The organism is Pseudomonas sp. MWU12-3103b (assembly GCF_023100615.1).
GTDB classification, from domain to species: Bacteria; Pseudomonadota; Gammaproteobacteria; order Pseudomonadales; family Pseudomonadaceae; genus Aquipseudomonas; species Aquipseudomonas putida_A.
Map to the genome: position 1 here is coordinate 248,841 of NZ_JALMEY010000003.1, position 20,763 is coordinate 269,603.

Annotated in this window: 16 protein-coding genes; 9 read left to right on the forward strand and 7 right to left on the reverse strand. The window is 60.9% G+C overall.

From position 1 onward, the window contains the following. The first annotated feature begins 57 nt into the window (after positions 1–57). Positions 58–1,242 (forward strand): thiolase family protein, encoded by a 1,185-nt coding sequence (locus M0808_RS07245; RefSeq protein WP_134787055.1) that lies wholly within the window; start codon positions 58–60, stop codon positions 1,240–1,242. 109 nt (positions 1,243–1,351) lie between these two features. Here M0808_RS07245 and M0808_RS07250 read toward each other — a convergent pair whose 3' ends face one another. Further along, a complete protein-coding gene (locus tag M0808_RS07250) occupies positions 1,352–1,546 on the reverse strand; it encodes a DUF6316 family protein (RefSeq protein WP_247840509.1) in 195 nt (64 codons plus the stop codon). 209 nt (positions 1,547–1,755) lie between these two features. On the opposite strand from M0808_RS07250, the gene M0808_RS07255 reads away from it, so the two are divergent. Further along, entirely contained in the window at positions 1,756–2,715 is a 960-nt protein-coding gene (locus M0808_RS07255) for a DMT family transporter (RefSeq protein WP_134787053.1), read from the forward strand. Between the two features lie 113 nt (positions 2,716–2,828). Here the strand turns inward: M0808_RS07255 and M0808_RS07260 are convergent, their stop codons facing one another. Continuing rightward, positions 2,829–4,223 carry a class II fumarate hydratase gene (locus tag M0808_RS07260; protein ID WP_247840511.1) on the reverse strand — a complete coding sequence of 465 codons (1,395 nt, stop codon included), beginning with the start codon at positions 4,221–4,223 and terminating at the stop codon, positions 2,829–2,831. A 193-nt stretch (positions 4,224–4,416) separates the two neighbouring features. On the opposite strand from M0808_RS07260, the gene M0808_RS07265 reads away from it, so the two are divergent. The 5 genes from M0808_RS07265 to M0808_RS07285 all read left to right on the forward strand — a co-directional run bounded on the left by M0808_RS07265 (position 4,417) and on the right by M0808_RS07285 (position 8,946). Beyond that, positions 4,417–4,935 (forward strand): DUF2059 domain-containing protein, encoded by a 519-nt coding sequence (locus M0808_RS07265; RefSeq protein WP_247840513.1) that lies wholly within the window; start codon positions 4,417–4,419, stop codon positions 4,933–4,935. 12 nt (positions 4,936–4,947) lie between these two features. Then, positions 4,948–5,247 (forward strand): BolA family protein, encoded by a 300-nt coding sequence (locus tag M0808_RS07270; RefSeq protein WP_003226935.1) that lies wholly within the window; start codon positions 4,948–4,950, stop codon positions 5,245–5,247. 309 nt (positions 5,248–5,556) lie between these two features. After that, complete coding sequence (locus M0808_RS07275) at positions 5,557–6,498, forward strand: rhodanese-related sulfurtransferase (RefSeq protein ID WP_027612407.1); 942 nt, start codon at positions 5,557–5,559, stop codon at positions 6,496–6,498. Between the two features lie 35 nt (positions 6,499–6,533). Next, positions 6,534–7,136 (forward strand): DsbA family protein, encoded by a 603-nt coding sequence (locus M0808_RS07280; RefSeq protein ID WP_177409009.1) that lies wholly within the window; start codon positions 6,534–6,536, stop codon positions 7,134–7,136. Further along, on the forward strand, positions 7,129–8,946 hold the full coding sequence (locus M0808_RS07285; protein WP_098964980.1) for an ABC transporter ATP-binding protein: 1,818 nt from the start codon (positions 7,129–7,131) through the stop codon (positions 8,944–8,946). Before M0808_RS07280 ends, M0808_RS07285 begins: the two co-directional genes overlap by 8 nt. Here the strand turns inward: M0808_RS07285 and M0808_RS07290 are convergent, their stop codons facing one another. Beyond that, complete coding sequence (locus tag M0808_RS07290) at positions 8,947–13,563, reverse strand: deaminase domain-containing protein (protein WP_247840515.1); 4,617 nt, start codon at positions 13,561–13,563, stop codon at positions 8,947–8,949. 173 nt (positions 13,564–13,736) lie between these two features. Between M0808_RS07290 and M0808_RS07295 the strand changes: the two genes are divergently transcribed. Together M0808_RS07295 and M0808_RS07300 are read left to right on the forward strand one after the other, a co-directional pair. Then, complete coding sequence (locus tag M0808_RS07295; RefSeq protein WP_097088389.1) at positions 13,737–16,196, forward strand: EAL domain-containing protein; 2,460 nt, start codon at positions 13,737–13,739, stop codon at positions 16,194–16,196. A 46-nt stretch (positions 16,197–16,242) separates the two neighbouring features. After that, positions 16,243–17,037 carry an iron-containing redox enzyme family protein gene (locus M0808_RS07300; RefSeq protein ID WP_247840517.1) on the forward strand — a complete coding sequence of 265 codons (795 nt, stop codon included), beginning with the start codon at positions 16,243–16,245 and terminating at the stop codon, positions 17,035–17,037. Positions 17,038–17,175: 138 nt separating this feature from the next. Here M0808_RS07300 and M0808_RS07305 read toward each other — a convergent pair whose 3' ends face one another. From M0808_RS07305 to ubiG, 4 genes are all read right to left on the reverse strand, one after another. After that, positions 17,176–18,102 (reverse strand): GGDEF domain-containing protein, encoded by a 927-nt coding sequence (locus M0808_RS07305; protein WP_247840519.1) that lies wholly within the window; start codon positions 18,100–18,102, stop codon positions 17,176–17,178. Positions 18,103–18,464: 362 nt separating this feature from the next. Then, the gene (locus M0808_RS07310) at positions 18,465–19,205 is read right to left on the reverse strand and encodes a YciK family oxidoreductase (RefSeq protein WP_065257167.1); all 741 of its coding nucleotides are present in this window, start codon (positions 19,203–19,205) and stop codon (positions 18,465–18,467) included. Between the two features lie 167 nt (positions 19,206–19,372). Further along, positions 19,373–20,044, reverse strand: a complete 672-nt coding sequence (gene mupP / locus M0808_RS07315) for an N-acetylmuramic acid 6-phosphate phosphatase MupP (protein ID WP_247840521.1) — start codon at positions 20,042–20,044, stop codon at positions 19,373–19,375. A 4-nt stretch (positions 20,045–20,048) separates the two neighbouring features. Then, positions 20,049–20,747 carry a bifunctional 2-polyprenyl-6-hydroxyphenol methylase/3-demethylubiquinol 3-O-methyltransferase UbiG gene (gene ubiG, locus M0808_RS07320; protein WP_096794918.1) on the reverse strand — a complete coding sequence of 233 codons (699 nt, stop codon included), beginning with the start codon at positions 20,745–20,747 and terminating at the stop codon, positions 20,049–20,051. Positions 20,748–20,763: the final 16 nt, after the last annotated feature.

Sequence of the window (20,763 nt, forward strand, 5' to 3'; positions counted from 1 at the left end):
GCAGGGTGGACTTATGCTCGTTTCACTCTCCTCCGACAACAACAATTGAGGTATGCCATGCGTGAAGTGGTGATCGTCGACAGCGTGCGGACCGGCCTGGCCAAGTCCTTTCGCGGCAAGTTCAACCAGACCCGCCCCGACGACATGGCGGCCCATTGCGTCAACGCGCTGCTGTCGCGCAATGACATCGACCCGGCCAGCGTCGAGGACTGCATTGTCGGCGCCGGCTCCAACGAGGGCGCGCAGGGTTACAACATCGGCCGCAACGTGGCGGTGCTGTCGCGGCTGGGCACCGGCGTGGCCGGCATGACCCTCAACCGTTTCTGTTCTTCGGGGTTGCAGGCGATTGCGATTGCCGCCAACCAGATCGCCTCCGGTTGCAGCGACATCATTGTCGCCGGCGGCGTCGAATCAATCAGTCTGACCCTGAAAAGCGTCAACACCGACCACCTGATCAACCCGTTGCTCAAGCAGCAGGTGCCGGGCATCTACTACACCATGGGCCAGACCGCCGAAGTGGTCGCGCGCCGTTATGACGTCAGCCGCGAGGCCCAGGATCGTTACGCGCTGCAAAGCCAGCTGCGCACTGCCCAGGCACAGGCGGCGGGGCTGTTCAATGATGAAATTGTGCCGATGGCGGTCAAGTACCGGGTCGAGGACAAGAACAGTGGCGAAGTGCAGATCCTCGACGGCATCGTTGATCGCGACGACTGCAACCGTCCGGACACCACTTACGAAAGTCTCGCCGGACTGAAACCGGTGTTTGCCGAGGACGGTTCAGTGACGGCCGGTAACTCATCGCAGTTGTCCGACGGCGCGTCGATGACCCTGGTGATGAGCCTGGAAAAAGCCCTGCAACTGGGGCTCAAGCCGAAGGCGTTTTTCCGTGGTTTCACCGTCGCCGGTTGCGAGCCGGACGAAATGGGCATCGGCCCGGTGTTCTCGGTGCCGAAACTGCTCAAGGCCAAAGGCTTGCAGGTGGCGGATATCGATCTGTGGGAGCTGAACGAGGCGTTTGCTTCGCAATGCCTGTATGCCCGGGATCGATTGGAGATCGACAACGACAAATACAACGTCAACGGCGGCTCGATTTCCATCGGCCACCCGTTCGGCATGACCGGTTCGCGGCAGGTCGGGCATCTGGTGCGTGAGTTGCAGCGGCGTAATTTGCGTTACGGCATTGTGACCATGTGCGTGGGAGGCGGGATGGGGGCGACGGGGTTGTTTGAGGCGGTGCGCTGACCCTGGAAGGTGGGGTGGTTGATCTACCGCTTTCGCGAGCAAGCTCGCTCCCACAGGTGACCGCGTTCTCCTGTGGGAGCGAGCTTGCTCGCGAAGGCATCAACTCGGTTCATCGGTTGGAATCCAGAAGCTGCATCCGCGCGATATACGCCTGAATTTCCTGCTCTGCCTTCACCGGGGAATCGAACGGCCCCTCAAGGGTGTTCTCCCGCGTGCTGAAAAACAGTTCGCCATTGACCCGGCACAACCGGTCGCTGCGAAAGTGCGTGGCGGGGGCGCTGTCATCGGCGCGCATTCCGTACATGATCCGGCTCCTTGATTGATCCGTTGCAGGGATCCAATCAGCTTATGCCTGAAGCACTTGGCGCGCCTCGCCAGCCGATCAACGGCAAAGCGTCAATTTAATGCTGCGACCTGCACAGTTTCATTCGCGGCCTGGCCCGAACTGTCCCTGTGTTGCGTCTGTCGGCGGGCCTAGAATGACCGCTCTCGTCAGCAGGCATTGGGGTTCGCATGCACATTTCATCCGGTCGCTGGGTCTACGGTCTGTTCCTGGCGCTGCTGACGGCGTTTTTGTGGGGCATCCTGCCGATCAAACTCAAGCAGGTGCTGCTGGTGATGGACCCGATCACGGTGACCTGGTTTCGCCTGTTGGTCTCCGGCGGCTGCCTGTTCATCTACCTGGCGGCCACGCGCCGCCTGCCGAGCCGCAAGGTGCTCGGCCCCCGGGGTGGCTGGCTGGTGCTGATGGCGGTGCTCGGGCTGGTGGGCAACTACGTGCTGTACCTGATGGGCCTTAACCTGCTCAGCCCCGGCACCGCGCAGTTGGTGGTGCAGATGGGGCCGATCATGTTGCTGATCGCCAGCCTGTTTGTGTTCAAGGAGCGCTTCAGCATCGGTCAGGGCATTGGCCTGGCGGTGCTGCTGATCGGCTTTGTGCTGTTCTTCAATCAGCGTCTGGCTGAACTGCTCACCTCATTGTCGGACTACACCGCCGGCGTGTTGCTGGTGCTGCTGGCCTCGACGGTCTGGACCTTCTACGCACTGGGGCAGAAGCAATTGCTCACGGTGTGGAATTCGTTGCAGGTGATGATGGTGATCTACCTGTTCTGCGCGCTGTTGCTGACACCGTGGGTGCATCCGCTCGAAGCACTGGAACTGAGCCCGGTGCAGGGTTGGCTGTTGCTGGCGTGCTGCATGAACACGCTGATTGCCTACGGTGCCTTTGCTGAAGCACTGGCGCACTGGGAGGCCTCACGGGTCAGTGCGACGCTGGCGATCACGCCGTTGGTGACCTTTGGCGCGGTGGCGATTGCCGCCGGGGTGTGGCCGGAATATGTGCATGCCGAGCAGATCAATGGGCTGGGTTATGGCGGGGCGGTGCTGGTGGTGCTGGGGTCGGCGCTGGTGGCGTTGGGGCCGTCGCTGATTGCCGGGTTGAAGGCGCGGCGGATGCGGATTGCAGCCAGTTAGACCGCGTTATCGTTCTTCGCGAGCAAGCCCGCTCCCACATTTTGATCGGTGTATGCCGTACCAATGTGGGAGCGGGCTTGCTCGCGAAGGCGGCCTGTCAGGCGCTACAGGACTCAGCCCTTGGCGCCGGCCTCGATCATGTTCTCCGGCCGCACCCAGGCATCGAACTCTTCATCGGTCAGATACCCCAGCTGCAGCGCCGCCTCGCGCAAGGTCAGACCCTCACCGTAAGCCTTCTTGGCGATTTCCGCCGACTTGTCGTAACCGATGTGCGGATTCAGCGCGGTCACCAGCATCAGGCCGCGTTCCAGATGCTGGGCCATGACCTGCGCATCCGGTTCAAGACCGGCGATGCAGTGCTGCTGGAAGTTGCTGCAGCCGTCGGCGAGCAGGCGGATCGATTGCAGCACATTGTGGATGATCACCGGTTTGTAGACGTTCAGTTGCAGGTGACCCTGACTCGCCGCGATGCCGATGGTGACGTCGTTGCCCAACACCTGGCAGGCGAGCATCGACAGCGCTTCGCACTGGGTCGGGTTGACCTTGCCGGGCATGATCGAACTGCCCGGTTCGTTGGCCGGCAGCCTCACTTCGGCCAAACCTGCGCGAGGGCCGGAGCCGAGCAGGCGCAGGTCGTTGGCGATTTTCATCAGCGCCACGGCGAGGGTCTTCAGGGCGCCGGACAGGCTGGTCAGCGGCTCATGCCCGGCCAGCGCGGCAAACTTGTTCGGCGCGGTGACGAACGGCAGACCGGACAGCGCGGCGAGTTCCGCAGCAATCGCTTCGCCAAAGCCGTGCGGCGAATTCAGGCCGGTGCCGACGGCAGTGCCGCCCTGCGCCAGTTCACACACCGCCGGCAGTGCTGCGCGAATCGCCCGTTCGGCGTAATCCAGCTGCGCTATAAAGCCCGACAGCTCCTGACCGAAGGTGATCGGCGTCGCGTCCATCATGTGCGTGCGACCGGTCTTCACCAGTTTCATATGGCGTGCGGTCAGTTCGGCCAGACCGCCGGACAGCTCGGCGATCGCCGGCAGCAATTGCTCCTGCACGGCTTTGGCAGTGGCGATGCTCATGGCGGTAGGGAAGCAGTCGTTGGAGCTTTGCGAGCGGTTGACGTGATCGTTGGGGTGCACCGGCGTTTTGCCGCCGCGCGGATTGCCGGCCAGTTCGTTGGCGCGACCGGCGATCACTTCGTTGACGTTCATGTTGCTCTGGGTGCCGCTGCCAGTCTGCCAGACCACCAGCGGAAACTGGTCGTCGTGCTGGCCGTCGAGGACTTCGTCGGCGGCTTGTTCGATCAGGCGAGCAATGTCGGCGGGCAGGTCGCCGTTGCGGTCGTTGACCCGGGCGGCGGCTTTCTTGATCAGGGCCAGGGCGTGCAGTACCGGCAGCGGCATGCGTTCCTGACCAATGGCGAAGTTGATCAGCGAGCGTTGCGTCTGAGCACCCCAGTAGGCGTCGTCCGGGACTTCGATCTGGCCCAGGCTGTCGGTTTCGATACGGCTCATCGTGCACACTCCTGTTGGTCTGTTTGCGCAGTTTAGGCCCGGTCAGGCCCAGGTGGTTCCCTCGAACCGATTGTTGACCGGTAAAACCCGGGCAATCAAGCGCGGCAAGGCTCGGGGGTTGAGCCACGAGGTTTTTTAGGCGCAGAATGGTCGCCCTTGGGGTTTTACCTCGCCTAGCTGAAAAGGAAACTCGATGACTCGTCTTCGTGCCATCTGCACCGCGGTTGCACTGGTTTGCGCCAGCGGCCAGGTGCTTGCCGATACCGCCAGCCACAACGCCAGTGCTGAAGCTTTCCTGACCCTGGCGCACGCTGACAAGCTGGGCACTCCGGTGTACATGCAAGTGCAGCAAATGTTCGCTCAGCGTTTTGAACAGACCAAAGCCCCGGAATCCAAGAAAGCCGTACTGGAAACCTACCAGGCCAAGGCCAACGCCGCCCTGGACCAGGCCATCGGCTGGAGCAAGCTCAAGCCTGACATGGTCAAGCTCTACACCAGCAACTTCAGCGAATCGGAGCTCAAAGACCTGGTCGCGTTCTACCAGTCGCCACTGGGCAAGAAAGTCCTGGAGAAAATGCCGCAGCTGACCCAGCAATCGGCCCAGATGACTCAGGCCAAGCTGGAAAGCGCCGTGCCTGTCGTCAACAAGTTGCTCGACGACATGACCAACGAGCTGGCACCGAAAGGCGCTGCGCCGGCCAAGAAGAAGTAAGCGGAGTTCGTGATGACCATGCAACAACGCATCGAATCGACGCTGGGCCTGCTGCAGCCTGAGCATCTGCAAGTGCTGGACGAAAGCCACATGCACAGTCGCGGGTTACAGACGCACTTCAAGGCAGTGGTGGTCAGCGCGCAGTTCGAAGGCCTGAACCGGGTCAAGCGCCACCAGAAAGTCTACGGCACGCTCGGCGAGCTGATGGGCGAGTTCCATGCGTTGGCGCTGCACACCTACACCCCGCAGGAATGGGCAGAAGTGGGCGCCGCCCCGGCGTCGCCGACCTGTGCCGGCGGTAGCAAACACTGACTTTGGATGTAACGGGCTTTTTGTGGTGTGGGAGCTTTTGTGGCGAGGTGATTTAGCGAAACGTCGCACCGCCTCGATCGGCTGCGCAGCAGTCGTAAACCCACAGAATGCGGTATCCCTGAGAGACTGCATTCGCGGGTTTTGGGGCCGCTTCGCAGCCCATCGGGGATAAATCCCCTCGCCACAGAGTTCTCGGCACATCCTATAACGATCCTGTTTTTGCTAGAATCCGCAACGCGCCGCTCACCCGGCGCGTTTTTTTTGAATCCGGTTCACCCTTTGCGAGGGTAGCCACCTGGAGAAATACCCATGACACAACCGATTGTCGTGGCGGCACTGTATAAGTTCGTCACCCTCGAAGATTACGTTGACCTGCGCGAGCCCCTGCTGCAAGCGATGGTCGACAATGGCATCAAAGGCACTCTGCTGATCGCCGAAGAAGGCATCAACGGCACCGTGTCCGGCAGCCGCGAAGGCATCGACGGCCTGCTCGCCTGGCTGAAGAACGACCCGCGCATGATCGACATCGACCACAAAGAGTCGTACTGCGACGAGCAGCCGTTCTACCGCACCAAGGTCAAGTTGAAGAAAGAGATCGTCACCCTTGGCGTCGAAGGCGTGGACCCGAACAAAAAGGTCGGCACCTACGTTGAGCCGCAGGACTGGAACGCGCTGATCAGCGACCCGGAAGTGCTGCTGATCGACACCCGCAACGACTACGAAGTGGCGATCGGCACCTTCGAAGGCGCCATCGATCCGAAAACCACCAGTTTTCGCGAATTCCCCGACTACATCAAAGAACACTTCGACCCGGCCGTGCACAAGAAGGTCGCGATGTTCTGCACCGGCGGCATTCGCTGCGAGAAAGCCTCCAGTTACATGCTGGGCGAGGGGTTCGAAGAGGTTTACCACCTCAAGGGCGGCATCCTGAAGTACCTCGAAGAGGTGCCGCAGGAAGAAACCAAGTGGCAGGGTGACTGCTTCGTGTTCGACAACCGCGTGACCGTGCGTCACGACCTCAGCGAAGGCGACTACGATCAATGTCATGCCTGCCGCACACCGGTCAGTGTTGAAGATCGCGCCTCCGAGCACTACGTGGCCGGCATCAGCTGCCCGCATTGCTGGGACAAGCTGAGCGAGAAAACCCGCCGCAGCGCCATCGATCGGCAGAAGCAGATCGAACTGGCCAAGGCGCGCAACATGCCGCACCCGATCGGCTACAACTATAAACAAGCATCCACCGAGGCCTGATCATGACTGCGCGCCTGCTCTATGTGATGGATCCGATGTGTTCCTGGTGCTGGGGGTTCGCTCCGGTTGCCAAGGCATTGGTCGAGCAGGCGCAGGCAGCCGGGGTGGAGTTGCACCTGGTGGTCGGCGGGTTGCGCACCGGTAGCGGTGCGGCGCTGGAACCGACTACGCGGCGCTACATCCTCGAGCACTGGCAAGCGGTCAACGAGGCTACCGGTCAGCCGTTCAAGTTCGACGGGGCGTTGCCCGACGGTTTTGTCTACGACACCGAGCCGGCCTGTCGGGCAATCGTCACCGCGCGCAGCCTGGCGCCGGATTGCGCGTGGACGCTGGTCGGCCTGATCCAGCAGGCGTTTTACGCTGAAGGCCGCGATGTCACCCAGGCCAGTGTGTTGGTCGAACTGGCCGAACAGGCCGGCGTGCCGCGTATCGAGTTTGCCGCGCTGTTCGATCATGCCGATCAGCACAAGGCGACTCAGGCTGATTTCAGCTGGGTGCAGGATCTGGGCATCGCCGGGTTCCCGACCCTGCTCGCCGAGCGCAACGGCCAACTGGCGCTGTTGACCAACGGCTATCAACCGCTCAGCGAACTCTCGCCGCTGCTTGGTCGCTGGCTGGAGCGCGCCGCCTGTGCCTGACCTGGCCGATGACACGCCAGCCGTAAAGCGTGTTGACCGGCTGAGCTGGGCAGAAGTCCGGCGCCTGGCACTGCATCACAAAAAATCCCTGTGGATCGCCAACGGCGTGGCCGTGCTGGCGACGCTGTGCAGTGTGCCGATTCCGTTGCTGTTGCCTTTGCTGGTGGACGAGGTCTTGCTCGGGCATGGCGATGCCGCGCTGAAAGTCATGAACCACGTGCTGCCGTCGATGTGGCAACAAGCGGCGGGTTACATCGGCCTGATGCTGGTGGTCACCCTGACTCTGCGTTGCAGCGCCCTGTGTTTTGGCGTGTTGCAGGCGCGGCTGTTTGCCCGGCTGGCCAAGGACATCGTCTACCGCATTCGCGTGCGGCTGATCGAGCGCCTGAAAAGGATTTCCCTCGGCGAATACGAAAGCCTCGGCAGCGGCACCGTGACCACCCATCTGGTCACCGATCTGGACACCCTCGACAAGTTTGTCGGCGAAACCCTCAGCCGGTTTCTGGTGGCGATGCTGACGCTGGTCGGCACCGCGAGCATCCTGATGTGGATGCACTGGAAGCTGGCGCTGCTGATCCTGCTGTTCAATCCATTGGTGATCTACGCCACGGTGCAACTGGGCAAGCGGGTCAAGCACCTGAAGAAACTGGAGAACGACAGCACCTCGCGTTTCACTCAAGCCTTGAGCGAAACCCTCGATGCGATCCAGGAAGTGCGCGCCGGCAACCGTCAGGGTTTCTTCCTCGGGCGACTCGGCTTGCGCGCGCAGGAAGTGCGTAACTATGCGGTCAACTCGCAGTGGAAGACCGATGCGTCGAACCGCGCCAGTGGTCTGCTGTTCCAGTTCGGCATCGATATCTTCCGCGCGGCGGCGATGCTCACGGTGCTGTTCTCCGACCTGTCGATCGGCCAGATGCTCGCGGTGTTCAGCTACCTGTGGTTCATGATCGGCCCGGTCGAACAACTGCTCAATCTGCAATACGCCTACTACGCGGCGGGTGGCGCACTGGCGCGGATCAACGAACTGCTGGCGCGGGCTGACGAGCCGCAATACCCGGGCGGCGTCGATCCGTTCAAGGGTCGCGAAACCGTGGGTATCGAGGTGCAGGGGCTGAGCTTCGGTTACGGCGATGAGCTGGTGGTGGATCAGATGAACCTGTCCATTGCCCCCGGTGAGAAAGTCGCGATTGTCGGCGCCAGCGGCGGCGGCAAAAGCACTTTGGTGCAACTGTTGTTAGGGCTGTACACGCCGTTGTCCGGGACTATCCGTTTCGGCGGTTCGACCCAACAGGAAATCGGTCTGGAGCTGATTCGTGAAAACGTCGCGGTGGTGCTGCAGCATCCGGCGCTGTTCAACGACACCGTCCGCGCCAACTTGACCATGGGCCGCACCCGCAGTGACGAAGCCTGCTGGCAGGCGCTGGAAATCGCTCAGTTGGAGGCGACCATCCGGGCGTTGCCGGACGGACTCGACAGCATCGTCGGACGTTCCGGCGTGCGCCTGTCCGGTGGTCAGCGTCAGCGTCTGGCGATTGCGCGGATGATCCTCGCCGAGCCGAAAGTGGTGATTCTCGACGAAGCCACTTCAGCCCTCGACGCTGCCACCGAATACAACCTGCATCAGGCCATGGCGCGCTTCCTCAATGGCCGCACCACGCTGATCATTGCCCATCGCCTGTCGGCGGTGAAGCAGGCGGATCGGGTGCTGGTGTTCGATGGCGGGCAAGTGGCCGAGGATGGCGACCACCAGCAACTGATCGCCGATGGCGGCCTCTACGCCAAGCTCTACGGCCACCTGCAGCGCCTGTAATCAGCCCCACAGCACCTGCAACGCCGCCTCGCCGCCGTCATGGCCGAACTGCTTCATCACCACCGAACAGGATTCGCACGGGCGCATCGTTGTTGCGATGTCGACCGCGCGGATCTCTGTCGGGTCGGGATATTTCTCGCGCAGCACGCTGATCAGTTTGCTTTCGCTGTCCAGCGAGGTCGGCCGGCTGGTTTGCGTCGGCTGATAGGTTTTCAGCTCCTTGATGGTCAGCGGCACGGCCAGCAGTTGCCCTTGCTCGGTGACCTCCAGCGAGGTGCGCGGGAAGCTTGGGTTGTAGTCGATGTTGACGTAAGTGGTGTCGCCGATCCGCACGTGATTGGCACCCATGTGGCGAAACAGCGGCAGGCGCTGGGTGCTGCCTTGCGCGCCGGACACGCTGACGTAGATCTCCCGTTTGCCACTGGTCGTGGTGACTTCGGCATAGGCGATGTTACGTGCGTTGACCGGCCGCTCACGCACGGGCAACAGGTTGTGCAGTTTCTGCATGGCACTGTCAATGCGCAGGGCCGCGTTGCTGTTGGCCGGGTTGATTGTTGGCGACAGAAACAACGTGTCGAAAATCTCTGCGGTTTTCTGCCGAAAGGCTTCCGGCGCTTCCTTGCTGCGCGCCCAGGTGACGGCGCCTTCGGGCAGGCGGGTGACGATCATCCGTGTCGAGTGATCGAACATCAGTGCTTCGCCCGGGCTGGTGTCAACCTTCAGCCATTTCATGTTGTTTGCAGGAATGGCCGTGGTGCCGATGGGGATCGCGATCTGTTCCATGGTCTGCATCGCGCGCTGCACCGATTCCAGACCATGGATGCGCACCATGTTGTTGGCATGCAGCGAGCCGGTGTAGACGGTCAGCAGTTCAGCGCCGAGGGTGCCGTCGGCCAGTTCGGCGGGTGCCAGGCGCTTGAACGTCAGCTGCTTGCCGGGGATTTCGCCTTTGGCGAAGGTTGCCAGGTAGTACTCGTGGTGGTTGACCCGGAAAAACACATGGGTGGCAGAGTCGTCGATGGCCGGCATCAGCACGGCGCCGACCTGATGTGAATCGTTGATGTCGTCGTAGGTGCCGCCGGTTTTTATCCGCGCATAAATGCCTTTGCGAAACTGCAGCGTGGCTTGAATCTGCTGTCTTGGTACCAGCCTGCCTTGATTGAAGCCCAGGCGACGCAGGTCGCCGTTGAACAGCCTCGGGCGGTTATCGATGATCTGATAAAGCCTGGCTTCGACCGCCAGGAACGTTCCGTCACGCCGGGGCAGGGTGGCCGGCTCCGAAACCCGCTCGCCGAACCATGGCGCGTAACCCTTTTCCTTGTCGATGGTGCCGACGGCGGGCGTCGGGGCGGGTTCTGCGGTGATGTAGCTGACGCGGCAGTCGCCCGCGCCCGGTGCGCGACGGATCCGGCACGGCAGCAGCGTCCAGTGCTGACTGTCATCGAGCAGCTCGACGCGGCGCAGTTCATCGCCGTCGAGTCGATAGGGCACATCATCGATCAAGACCGTGGTGCGTCCGCCAGCCTCGGGGACAAGCTCGACGCGGGTGTTCGGCGCTACTTCGATATCGATCTGATCGTCGGTTTTTTTCACGGTGCGGTAGTGCGAACGCCCCAGCGAAAAATCATGCTCGTGTGCGAGCAACTGCGGCCCATAAGGGCGGTCGGACAGCGGATCGAGCAAGTGATGCCGCGAGCCGCCGACGTTGCGCACCGGCACATCGTCAATGCCTCTGACCACGGCCAGGTGATCGGCAGGGTTCAGCGCTTTCCAGCGCCCGGCATCCAGTGCCTGGGGCAGACTGTGCAGCAGGTCATAGTCAGCGCTTCTGCCGGCCAGCCTTTTCAGACGTGCAACCGCGCGGTGTTCCAGATGCGCCACGGCCCGCACTGCGCCGATCGCACCTCGGCCGCCGAGCTTGAGCAAAGCAGGCGCAGCGTCCAGCGGATTGAGGTTTCTCAAGCTCGAAACCAGCAGGTTTTTCGACAATTGCGCCATGCGTGGCAGGGCGACGCGAATCGCCATTTTCCCGGCCACGGCCGCGAGGCGAATGCTGCCGGCGACGAATTTGCCCAAGGGAATCGCGAACGAGACGATATCGAGGAGCAGGCCGAGTACGCCCATTGCGCGTTTGCCCGGGCTGTCCGACTGCAGGTCTTCGAGACTGCCCCAGAACGGGATAAAGCCCTTGAGGGCATGAGTCCAGTGCTGTTTGCGGCTGTCGCGCTCGAAACGGGTATCACCCCAGGCCTCACTGCGCAGCGCCTGCTCATCGGCATAGAACAACCGGGTCGCGATGAACGAGGCGATGTGCGCCGTGCGCGGTGAGCTGAAGGTCAGGTTCGGCGAACTGTCGTGATGGGCCGCCGGGATCATCGAAACCGGGAGGGAGTCGCCCAGCGGTTCGAGGATCGCGACGCATTTGGCGTCGGGGGCGGGTGTCGAACCGTCCCAGTGTGCTTTTCGATCGAACGGCAGGCGGCGGGCGACGATGCGGCTGATGCTCTGGCCCTTGGTCCGTCCACGTTTGGGCGGCAGGGGTGGCAATAACAGACCGCCAACATGTGTGCCATCCAGATCCGGGCGTTTACGAATGATGCCGGCACGAGGCAGGCATTCGTAGAATTGTGGCGGGCCCTGATACGTCGCCTGCAACACGAAGCCCATGCGGGCCCGGTGCGGCAGGATGTTTTCCGCTGTCTCCAGGTGAGCTTCGATGTGCCGTGTCGGATCCCTGAGGCTGTGAATCCGCACTTCGCCGTGCTCCAGTGCCCGGCGGTCGGGCCACGGCAGTGTGACCAGCAGCGACTTGATCAGATATTCATAGGCTTCGCGGGTCTCGCTCAGATAGTCATCGAACTGCTGCTCGAACAAGGGCCTGATCTCGGGCAAGGTGCAGTTGCTCGGAAACCGTGAAAGGCGTCGGCCTGGATGTCCGGTGTCGACAAAACCGCTTTGCAGTTTGCCTGCTGCGTTGAGGCTGATCCATTCGCTGGCACTGCGGCCATCGTTGCTGACGTACCAGCGCGTGTCGGGGCTCAACCCGCCAGCGGCATAGACCTCCAGCAACGGCCAGGTCGGCAATGCCACATCCGGGGTGTCGATAATGCTGCGTCGGCTACGGTTGGGCGTTGAAGGATGGTGGCGTTTGAGGCGAATCGTCGTGTGATCGTACAGCTCGTTGGCCAGCGCCTTGTCCAGTTGCTGTTTTGCCAATGCGAGTCGCCGTGGCGGCTCGATGTCCAGTTGCAGGATCGCTGCGTTCATTTGCTTCTTGTGGTCTTCCAGCGCTTGCAGGGCAGTGTCATCGCCGAATGTCTCGTTCGCTGCGGCCTGGGCTCCGGTGGCCAGTGTCCAGGTCTGTGCGGCAGTCACTCGGGTCATGGCGATCAGGGTTTGCAGGTCGGTGCTGGCGTTTTCACTTTTGTGCAGCGGCAGATCGACCAGTTGCTGAAAGCTCAGATATTCCAGCAACTGTGGATCGAGGGCGTGGGCGAGGTGCACGCCATGCACGAAATTGACCCAGACCACCGAGCTGGCGTACGGCAGGTCGTCAGGAATGTCGCGTACTTGGAAATCCAGTCCGAACTGCGTCAGGCATACCCATCCCAGCAGATGTTTTTCGGTCGGGGTCGAGGTTCGGTGAGAATCCTCCAGGTGCTGTAAAAAGTCCCGGCGAATGCTGGCGTAGCTGGCGCCGTAGTGAGCGCGCTGTTCCAGCGCAAAACCGGCCACTTCGGTCGAGCTGCCTTCGCCGGGCAAGTCGTACCACAGGCACAACGCTTCGAGCAGTAAACGCAGGCCGATATCGGGGACGGTCAGTTCATCGGGCCGCGCGCCATACCATTGCAGTTTCTGCAGCAGGCGCTGGCCCAGGTCACGCGCCTTGGGGGTGTCGAGCAGGCGTTCCAGGCAGGCGGCAGGCTGCTGTTCCAGTTGCTGGCGGGTGAAGGCAGGCGTTACTTCGCTGGCCAGGCTGTCGATGGCCGACAGGGTTTTGCCGGTAAGCCAGTCGCCAATCAGGTCGTGAATCGCCGCTTTGTCATCGTCGCTCATCAGTCCCGTCAGCGCCGGGTGATGTCGCAGATTCAGTCGGTGGCAGGCGCGTTGTTCTTCGACCTTGCCGATCAACCGGGCCAGTGCCGTGGCGTCCTGTGCATCCGTAAATGTGAACCCGGACTCACGCAGCAGTTGTGACAGCGGCAGCAGCCTGTCGGAACGCAGGTGTGCGCCTATACTCAGCAACGCTCGCTGAAATTCTTGAATTGTGCTGGAGGCCAGGGTGACATCCTCGATGGTGAAGCGGGCGCAGCTGCCATCGGGACGGTTGAAGGAAAAGCTGCAGTGACCGGCTGCGGCGTCGACTTGCAGCAATGATCCTCTGGACGTTTGCAGGTAGGCCGCCAATTGTGGCTCGCCGCTGTCATCGAACAGTGCTTGCAGAAGGTTTTGCGCCTGGTCGTGGGCTGCACCCAGGCGTGAATGTGTCTGGGGTGTGAGGTAGTAAGTCTGCAGTGAGGTCGATGCGTCGAGCACGGCGCGCAGGGCAGAGATCATTGCGCGGTATTCGCTCTGTTGGGCAGTATGGCGTTGCAGCGTGGCGGAAGGTGACTGCATGGAAAACGGCTCTGGAATGATTGAAAGCCGTCAGTGTCGAAGCATGGCGAACAGCGGGTGCGGTACATACGTATCGCCGGTTGAAAATGTCCTGGTTTGCTGGAAGGGGTCGCTCCCTTGTCTGGCTCTGGCGATCTCCCCTTGAAGATGACAGTGCGTGCGCAAAGGACCTCATGAAGCATAAAAGGACTCTCGGAACGCCACGGTTGTTGGGCATCGTCTGGCCATTTATCGCCGTCGTGTTATTTCAGGCGTTATTGGGGGGCGTGAGTCTTTACGTCTTGTCGGCCGTTCGCGGCTATGTCGCCGGCGAGAGTCTCTGGTCCAAGGGCCAGAAAGACGCCATCTATTACCTGAACCTGTATGCCGACAGCCGCGACGAGGCGATCTTCCTCAAATACAAGCAAGCGATTGCCGTGCCGCAGGGCGGTCACCAGTTGCGTCTGGCGCTGGATCGTCAGCCGCCGGATCTGCAGGCGGCACGGGAGGGGATCCTCAAGGGCGGCAACCATCCCGATGATGTGTCGAGCCTGATCTGGCTGTACCTCAATTTCCGTCATTTCAGCTATCTGGAAACCGCGATCGACCGCTGGACCATCGGTGACGCCTATCTGGTGCAACTGGACAATGTCGCGCGCGAGATGCATCAGGGCATCAGCGAAAACATCGCGACGCCAGCTGATATCCAGCACTGGAAAGCGCAGATCTTTGCCATCAACGACGGTGTGACGCCGGCGGCCAAGGCGTTCAGCGATGCCTTGGGCGAAGGTTCGCGGATGATCCTGCGCCTGCTGCTGTTCACCAACCTGGCTACGGCGCTGGGGTTGATCGTGCTGGCCCTGTTGCGCACCCACAAACTGCTCAAGCAGCGGCATGCCTTCGCCCAGGCGCTGCAGCTGGAGAAGGATCGGGCACACATCACCCTGCAATCGATTGGCGACGGGGTGATCACCACCGACGTCAACGGCGCGATCGATTACATGAACCCGGCGGCGGAGGCGATGACGCACTGGAAGTCCGAGCACGCGGCGGGTCTTCCGTTGGCAGCGCTGTTCAATCTGCTCGATGACAATGCGCAGACCGAAGGGCTGACGCTGATCGAGCACATTCTCAGCGGGCAACTGATCGGTGGCAGCGAGCACTCCAAACTGATTCAGCGCCTGGATGGCAGTACGGTCTCGGTGACGCTGGTGGGCGCGCCGATCCGCAACGCCGAGAAGGTTATCGGTACGGTGCTGGTGCTGCATGACATGACTCAGGAACGGCAATACATCGCCAACCTGTCGTGGCAGGCGACCCACGATGCCCTGACCGGTCTGGCCAACCGCCGCGAGTTCGAATATCGCCTGGAACAGGCCCTGCACAACCTGACGCGCCAGCCCGGTCGGCATGCGCTGATGTTTCTCGATCTGGACCAGTTCAAACTGGTCAACGACACCTGCGGTCACGCCGCCGGCGATGAGTTGCTGCGGCACATTTGCACGCTGTTGCAATCGGGCTTGCGCGAGAGCGACACCCTCGCGCGGCTGGGCGGCGACGAGTTCGGCATTCTGCTGGAGAACTGCGCCCCGGATGCCGCCGAGAAAATCGCCGAGAGCCTGCGCCAGACCGTGCAGAACCTGCATTTCGTGTGGAAGGGGCGGCCGTTTTTGACCACTGTGAGCATTGGCCTGGTGCACATCGCCCAGACCCCGACCACCCTCGAAGCGTCATTGCGCGCCGCCGACATGGCTTGCTACATGGCCAAGGAAAAGGGCCGCAACCGGGTGCAGGTCTATCATGCCGACGACTCCGAACTGTCGCTGCGCTTCGGCGAAATGGCCTGGGTGCAGCGCCTGCACATGGCGCTGGAGGAAAACCGCTTCTGCCTTTATGCCCAGGAAATTGCTCCGCTGGGCGCTACAGCCCATGGCGGGGGGCACATCGAAATACTCTTGCGTCTGCATGACGAAGCCGGACGGATGATCCTGCCGGACAGTTTCATTCCGGCGGCCGAACGTTATGGTCTGATGAGTCAACTGGATCGTTGGGTCGTCGAGAATGTTTTTAAAGTGATTGCCCAATGTATTACCGAACAACATGAAGGTCCGTTGGCAATGTGTGCGATTAATCTTTCAGGCATTACTATCGGAGATGACGCGTTCTTGCACTTTCTGCGTGAACAGTTTGTTAATTACGCTATACCCCCTGAAATGATTTGTTTTGAAATTACTGAAACCAGCGCCATTGCCAATCTCGGCAGCGCAATTAGATTTATTAATGAACTCAAGGGCTTAGGTTGTTACTTCTCACTTGATGATTTTTGTGCCGGAATGTCTTCATTCGCTTATCTGAAACATTTGCCTGTAGACTTCCTGAAGATCGACGGGAGTTTCGTAAAGGATATGCTGGACGACCCGATTAACCGTGCAATGGTCGAGGTGATCAATCACATCGGGCATGTCATGGGTAAGCAGACAATTGCCGAGTTTGTTGAAACAACCCAGATCGAGCAGGCATTGCTTGAAATCGGGGTGGATTACGCTCAGGGTTATGTCATCGAACGCCCGCAGTTGTTTACCTGCGACAGTTTGCAAAGTCGGCCCGCCAGACCGCAGCCGCTGTTGTTCAAGGCGCCTGGCACGTTCCGTTGAAATATCTTGCCGATCCTTACAATCACAAATCAAAAGGAGCCGAACAGTGATCGACACATTCAACCGAACCGGACCACTCATGGAAGCTGCAAGTTATCCTGCCTGGGCACAACAGCTCATTGCAGATTGCAGCGAGAGCAAGCGCCGGGTTGTCGAACATGAACTGTACCTGCGCATGCGCGATAACAAGCTCAGCGCCAAAACCATGCGCCAGTACTTGATCGGGGGCTGGCCAGTAGTTGAACAGTTTGCGTTGTATATGGCGCAGAACCTGACCAAAACCAAGTTTGCCCGCCATCCTGGGGAGGACATGGCGCGCCGCTGGCTGATGCGCAACATCCGCGTCGAACTCAATCATGCCGACTACTGGCTGAACTGGAGTCGCGCGCATGGCGTCAGCCTGGAGGATCTGCAGGCCCAGCAAGTACCGCCGGAACTGCATGCGCTGAGTCACTGGTGCTGGCATACGAGTTCGGCGGATTCGCTGATCGTCGCCATCGCTGCGACCAACTACGCCATCGAGGGCGCGACCGGGGAGTGGTCAGCGCTGGTTTGTTCCACTGGCGTGTACGCGGCGGCGTTCCCGGAAGAAGACCGCAAGCGTGCAATGAAGTGGCTGAAGATGCATGCCCAGTACGACGACGCTCACCCATGGGAAGCGCTGGAAATCATCTGCACGCTGGCGGGCATGAACCCGAGCAAGGCTCTGCAGACCGAACTGCGTCAGGCGGTGTGCAAGAGCTACGACTACATGTACCTGTTCCTGGAGCGTTGCATGCAATTGGAAACTGCCGAGCGGGCGTTGCACGGGCGTGAACGCCGGGCACTTGTAGAGAGCTGATTTTCGGCAAAACGCCAAAGCAAATGTGGGAGCGGGCTTGCTCGCGAAAGCGGTGTTTCAGTCAGCAATTGTTTGACTGGCACACCGCTTTCGCGAGCAAGCCCGCTCCCACAGTGGTTTTTGGGTATCTGCAAGGATTCAGCCCGCCATCGCCAACCGATTACGTCCTTCGCGCTTGGCCACGTACAGCGCACTGTCGGCCCGGCGCAGCAGGCTGTCAGCTGACTCTCCCGGCAACAGAGTCGAGCAGCCAAGGCTCACGGTCAGGTCGATCAGTTTGCCGTCCGCGAAATATTCTGCAGTCTGCGCGGCGTGGCGCAGACGCTCGCCGACCATCCCTGCCGCTTCCCGGCCGGTGTTGCACAGCAAGATCAGAAATTCTTCCCCGCCATAGCGAAACACCATGTCGACGTTGCGTAGCTGGCCCTTGATTGACGCTGCCACCCCTTTGAGTACGTCATCCCCGGCGCTGTGGCCATGACTGTCGTTGACCCGTTTGAAGTGGTCGATGTCGAGCATCAGCACCGACAACGGTTGCAGGTGCCGGCGGGACATGTCGATCTCGCGTTGCAGGGTCTGCTCCATGGCGATCCGGTTGCCGGTTCCGGTCAACGGGTCGCGCAGCGCACTTTGTGTTGCCGCGCGGTAGAGCAGGGCATTGCGCATCGGGAACAGCAGCGACGACAGCAGCGATTCGAGGTTGCCCTGATCCTGCTCGCTGAAGCGCTGGTTGCGGCGGAAGACCAGTTCACCCAGGTGCTCGCCTTCGTGGCTGAGGCTGTAGCTGACCGAATGGTGACCGCGGGCACCGAACTCCAGGCGCAAGTCGCTGCCCGAATGCACGTAGCTCAAGGCATCCAGCGGCACAAGACGCTGAACTTCGCGGAAAAACAGACCGAGGATTCGTTGCGGCTCAAGACTGGTTTGCAGTTGCAGGCTCATTTGCTGGCGCAATTGCGCCAGGCTGGCCGGGCGTTCCAGAAGCGGAGGCAGCTGACCAAAGCCCAGGCGTTGCAATTTGGCACTGTCAAAGTCAATTGCATTGGTCTGGGAAGGTGATTTCATATGGCGTGAGCCCCTAAGCAGTAAGTCTGTCTTACAGGCTGGGTGAGAGCGGCTATGGGCTGCGCGTCATACTGATCCATCAGTCCCGTAGGACATTTGGCGTAAGTTTAGTCTGCCTGATGACGATTAGTCAGCTATCGAAATCGGCCTTGCCCCAGTGCCTTCACACGGCATGCTTTGAGGAAAATTAGAGCGAAAGTCGTGCCATTCGGTTCAGGTTTATTAAAACCTTTATGAATCAACAGGATGGCTTTTTGCTTTGAGGGCGGGTGGCGGATATTTGACTGAAGTGTGACGGTGGGAAGCGGCAATTGCGTGCCGCGACGGTAATCCGCCACGGCAACAAAAGCGACGTATGGCAGTTATTGCGCGTTGAATGCCTGGCCATTGATGCCTGCGCTGTCCGGGCCCATCAGGTACAGGTACACCGGCATGATCTCTTCCGGGGTCGGATTGTTCAGCGGGTTTTCTCCCGGATAGGCCTGTGCACGCATGCTGGTGCGCGTGCCGCCCGGGTTGATGCTGTTGGAGCGCACGGGTGCCACGCCATCGACTTCATCGGCCAGGGTTTGCATCAGGCCTTCGGTGGCGAACTTCGATACTCCGTAAGCGCCCCAGTAGGCCCGGCCCTTGCGCCCGACACTGCTGGAGGTGAACACCACCGAGGCATCCTGCGACAGCTTGAGCAGCGGCAGCAGGGTGCTGGTCAGCATGAACATGGCATTGACGTTGACTTGCATGACACGCATGAAGTTTTCGCCCGACAGCTGCTCGATCGGCGTGCGCGGCCCGATGATCGAGGCATTGTGCAGCAGGCCGTCGAGGTGGCCGAACTCGGTTTCGATCATTGCCGCCAGCTCATCGTATTGATGGGGCAGGGCGGTCTCGAGGTTGAACGGGATCACTGCCGGTTGTGGATGCCCCGCCGCTTCAATCTCGTCGTAGACCTGAGTCAGATTGGCTTCGGTCTTGCCCAGCAGCAGCACGGTGGCGCCGTGAGCGGCGTAGGTTTTCGCGGCAGCCGCACCGATGCCACGACCGGCACCGGTGACCAGAATGACCCGATCCTTGAGCAATTCGGGACGGGCGGTGTAATCGAACATAAAAACCTCACAATCCATTCATGAAGACCTGCTTCCTTGTGGTGAGGGGATTTATCCCCGACCGGCTGCGAAGCAGTCGTAAACCTGCATATCGAATCGACCTGAAAGATTGCGGGGGCTGCTTCGCAACCCATCGGGGATAAATCCCCTCGCCACAAAGGCCGTTTTCAGCAGCTGCACAGCGCGCTGTCGAGCACCTTGCGCAATTCCAGCGGATGATCCACCACCACGTCCGCGCCCCAGTGCCGCGGGTTGTCGTCCGGGTGGATATAGCCGTAGGTCACGGCGCAGGTCTTGGTGCCGGCATCGCGGCCCGACTCGATATCGCGCAGATCATCGCCCACAAACAAAACCGTCGACGGATCCAGATCAAGCATCTTGCACGCGAGGATCAGCGGCTCCGGATCCGGCTTGCTGTTTTTCACGTGATCCGGGCAGATCAGCAGCGCCGAGCGCTCGGCCAACCCCAGTTGCTGCATGATCGGCTCGGCAAACCGTACCGGTTTGTTGGTGACCACGCCCCAGATCAGGTTGGCCCGCTCGATGTCGGCCAGCAGCTCGCCCATGCCGTCGAACAGCTTGCTGTGCACAGCGCAACCGGCCAGATAACGCTCGAGGAATTCCTGACGCAGCTCCTCGAAGCCCGGCGATTCCGGATCCATCGAGAACGTCACCGCGACCATCGCTTTGGCGCCGCCGGAGATTTCGTCGCGGATGTGCTTGTCGTTCAACGGCGGCAAGCCGCGATCCGCGCGCATCGCCTGACAGATGGCGATGAAATCCGGCGCGGTGTCGAGCAGGGTGCCGTCCATATCGAAAAGGACTGCTCTGATGGCCATCGGCTTACTCCTCGCGCAGGGTCTGGATCATGTAGTTGACGTCAACGTCGCTGGCCAGCTTGTAGTGCTTGGTCAGCGGGTTGTAGGTCAGGCCGATGATGTCCTTGACGGTCAGGCCGGCGATGCGGCTCCAGGCGCCCAGCTCGGACGGGCGGATGAATTTCTTGAAGTCGTGGGTGCCACGCGGCAGCAGCTTCATGATGTATTCGGCGCCGATGATGGCGAACAGGTACGCCTTCGGGTTGCGGTTGATGGTCGAAAAGAACACCTGGCCGCCCGGCTTGACCATGCGGTAGCAGGCACGGATCACCGACGACGGGTCCGGTACGTGCTCCAGCATTTCCAGGCAGGTTACGACGTCGAACTGCTCGGGCATTTCTTCAGCCAGGGCTTCGGCGGTGATCTGCCGGTATTCGACGCTGACCCCGGACTCCAGTTGATGCAGTTGCGCAACCGCCAGTGGCGCTTCGCCCATGTCGATGCCCATGACAGTGGCGCCGCGCTGGGCCATGGCTTCGCTGAGGATGCCGCCGCCGCAACCGACGTCGAGAACTTTCTTGCCGGCCAGATTGACCCGCTCGTCAATCCAGTTGACGCGCAGCGGGTTGATGTCGTGCAGCGGTTTGAATTCGCTTTCACGGTCCCACCAGCGATGGGCCAGGGCTTCGAATTTGGCGATTTCGGCGTGGTCGACGTTGCTCATGATCTATTCCTCGAAA

What these genes read in the sequence shown, in the direction of transcription:
- M0808_RS07280 (WP_177409009.1), top strand. Translation starts at nt 6,534, where the DNA reads ATGTGTTCCTGGTGCTGGGGGTTCGCTCCGGTTGCCAAGGCATTGGTC.
- M0808_RS07260 (WP_247840511.1), bottom strand. Translation starts at nt 4,223, where the DNA reads ATGAGCCGTATCGAAACCGACAGCCTGGGCCAGATCGAAGTCCCGGAC.
- M0808_RS07255 (WP_134787053.1), top strand. Translation starts at nt 1,756, where the DNA reads ATGCACATTTCATCCGGTCGCTGGGTCTACGGTCTGTTCCTGGCGCTG.
- M0808_RS07295 (WP_097088389.1), top strand. Translation starts at nt 13,737, where the DNA reads ATGAAGCATAAAAGGACTCTCGGAACGCCACGGTTGTTGGGCATCGTC.
- M0808_RS07270 (WP_003226935.1), top strand. Translation starts at nt 4,948, where the DNA reads ATGACCATGCAACAACGCATCGAATCGACGCTGGGCCTGCTGCAGCCT.
- M0808_RS07305 (WP_247840519.1), bottom strand. Translation starts at nt 18,102, where the DNA reads ATGAAATCACCTTCCCAGACCAATGCAATTGACTTTGACAGTGCCAAA.
- M0808_RS07250 (WP_247840509.1), bottom strand. Translation starts at nt 1,546, where the DNA reads ATGTACGGAATGCGCGCCGATGACAGCGCCCCCGCCACGCACTTTCGC.
- M0808_RS07245 (WP_134787055.1), top strand. Translation starts at nt 58, where the DNA reads ATGCGTGAAGTGGTGATCGTCGACAGCGTGCGGACCGGCCTGGCCAAG.
- M0808_RS07275 (WP_027612407.1), top strand. Translation starts at nt 5,557, where the DNA reads ATGACACAACCGATTGTCGTGGCGGCACTGTATAAGTTCGTCACCCTC.
- M0808_RS07290 (WP_247840515.1), bottom strand. Translation starts at nt 13,563, where the DNA reads ATGCAGTCACCTTCCGCCACGCTGCAACGCCATACTGCCCAACAGAGC.
- ubiG (WP_096794918.1), bottom strand. Translation starts at nt 20,747, where the DNA reads ATGAGCAACGTCGACCACGCCGAAATCGCCAAATTCGAAGCCCTGGCC.
- M0808_RS07265 (WP_247840513.1), top strand. Translation starts at nt 4,417, where the DNA reads ATGACTCGTCTTCGTGCCATCTGCACCGCGGTTGCACTGGTTTGCGCC.
- mupP (WP_247840521.1), bottom strand. Translation starts at nt 20,044, where the DNA reads ATGGCCATCAGAGCAGTCCTTTTCGATATGGACGGCACCCTGCTCGAC.
- M0808_RS07310 (WP_065257167.1), bottom strand. Translation starts at nt 19,205, where the DNA reads ATGTTCGATTACACCGCCCGTCCCGAATTGCTCAAGGATCGGGTCATT.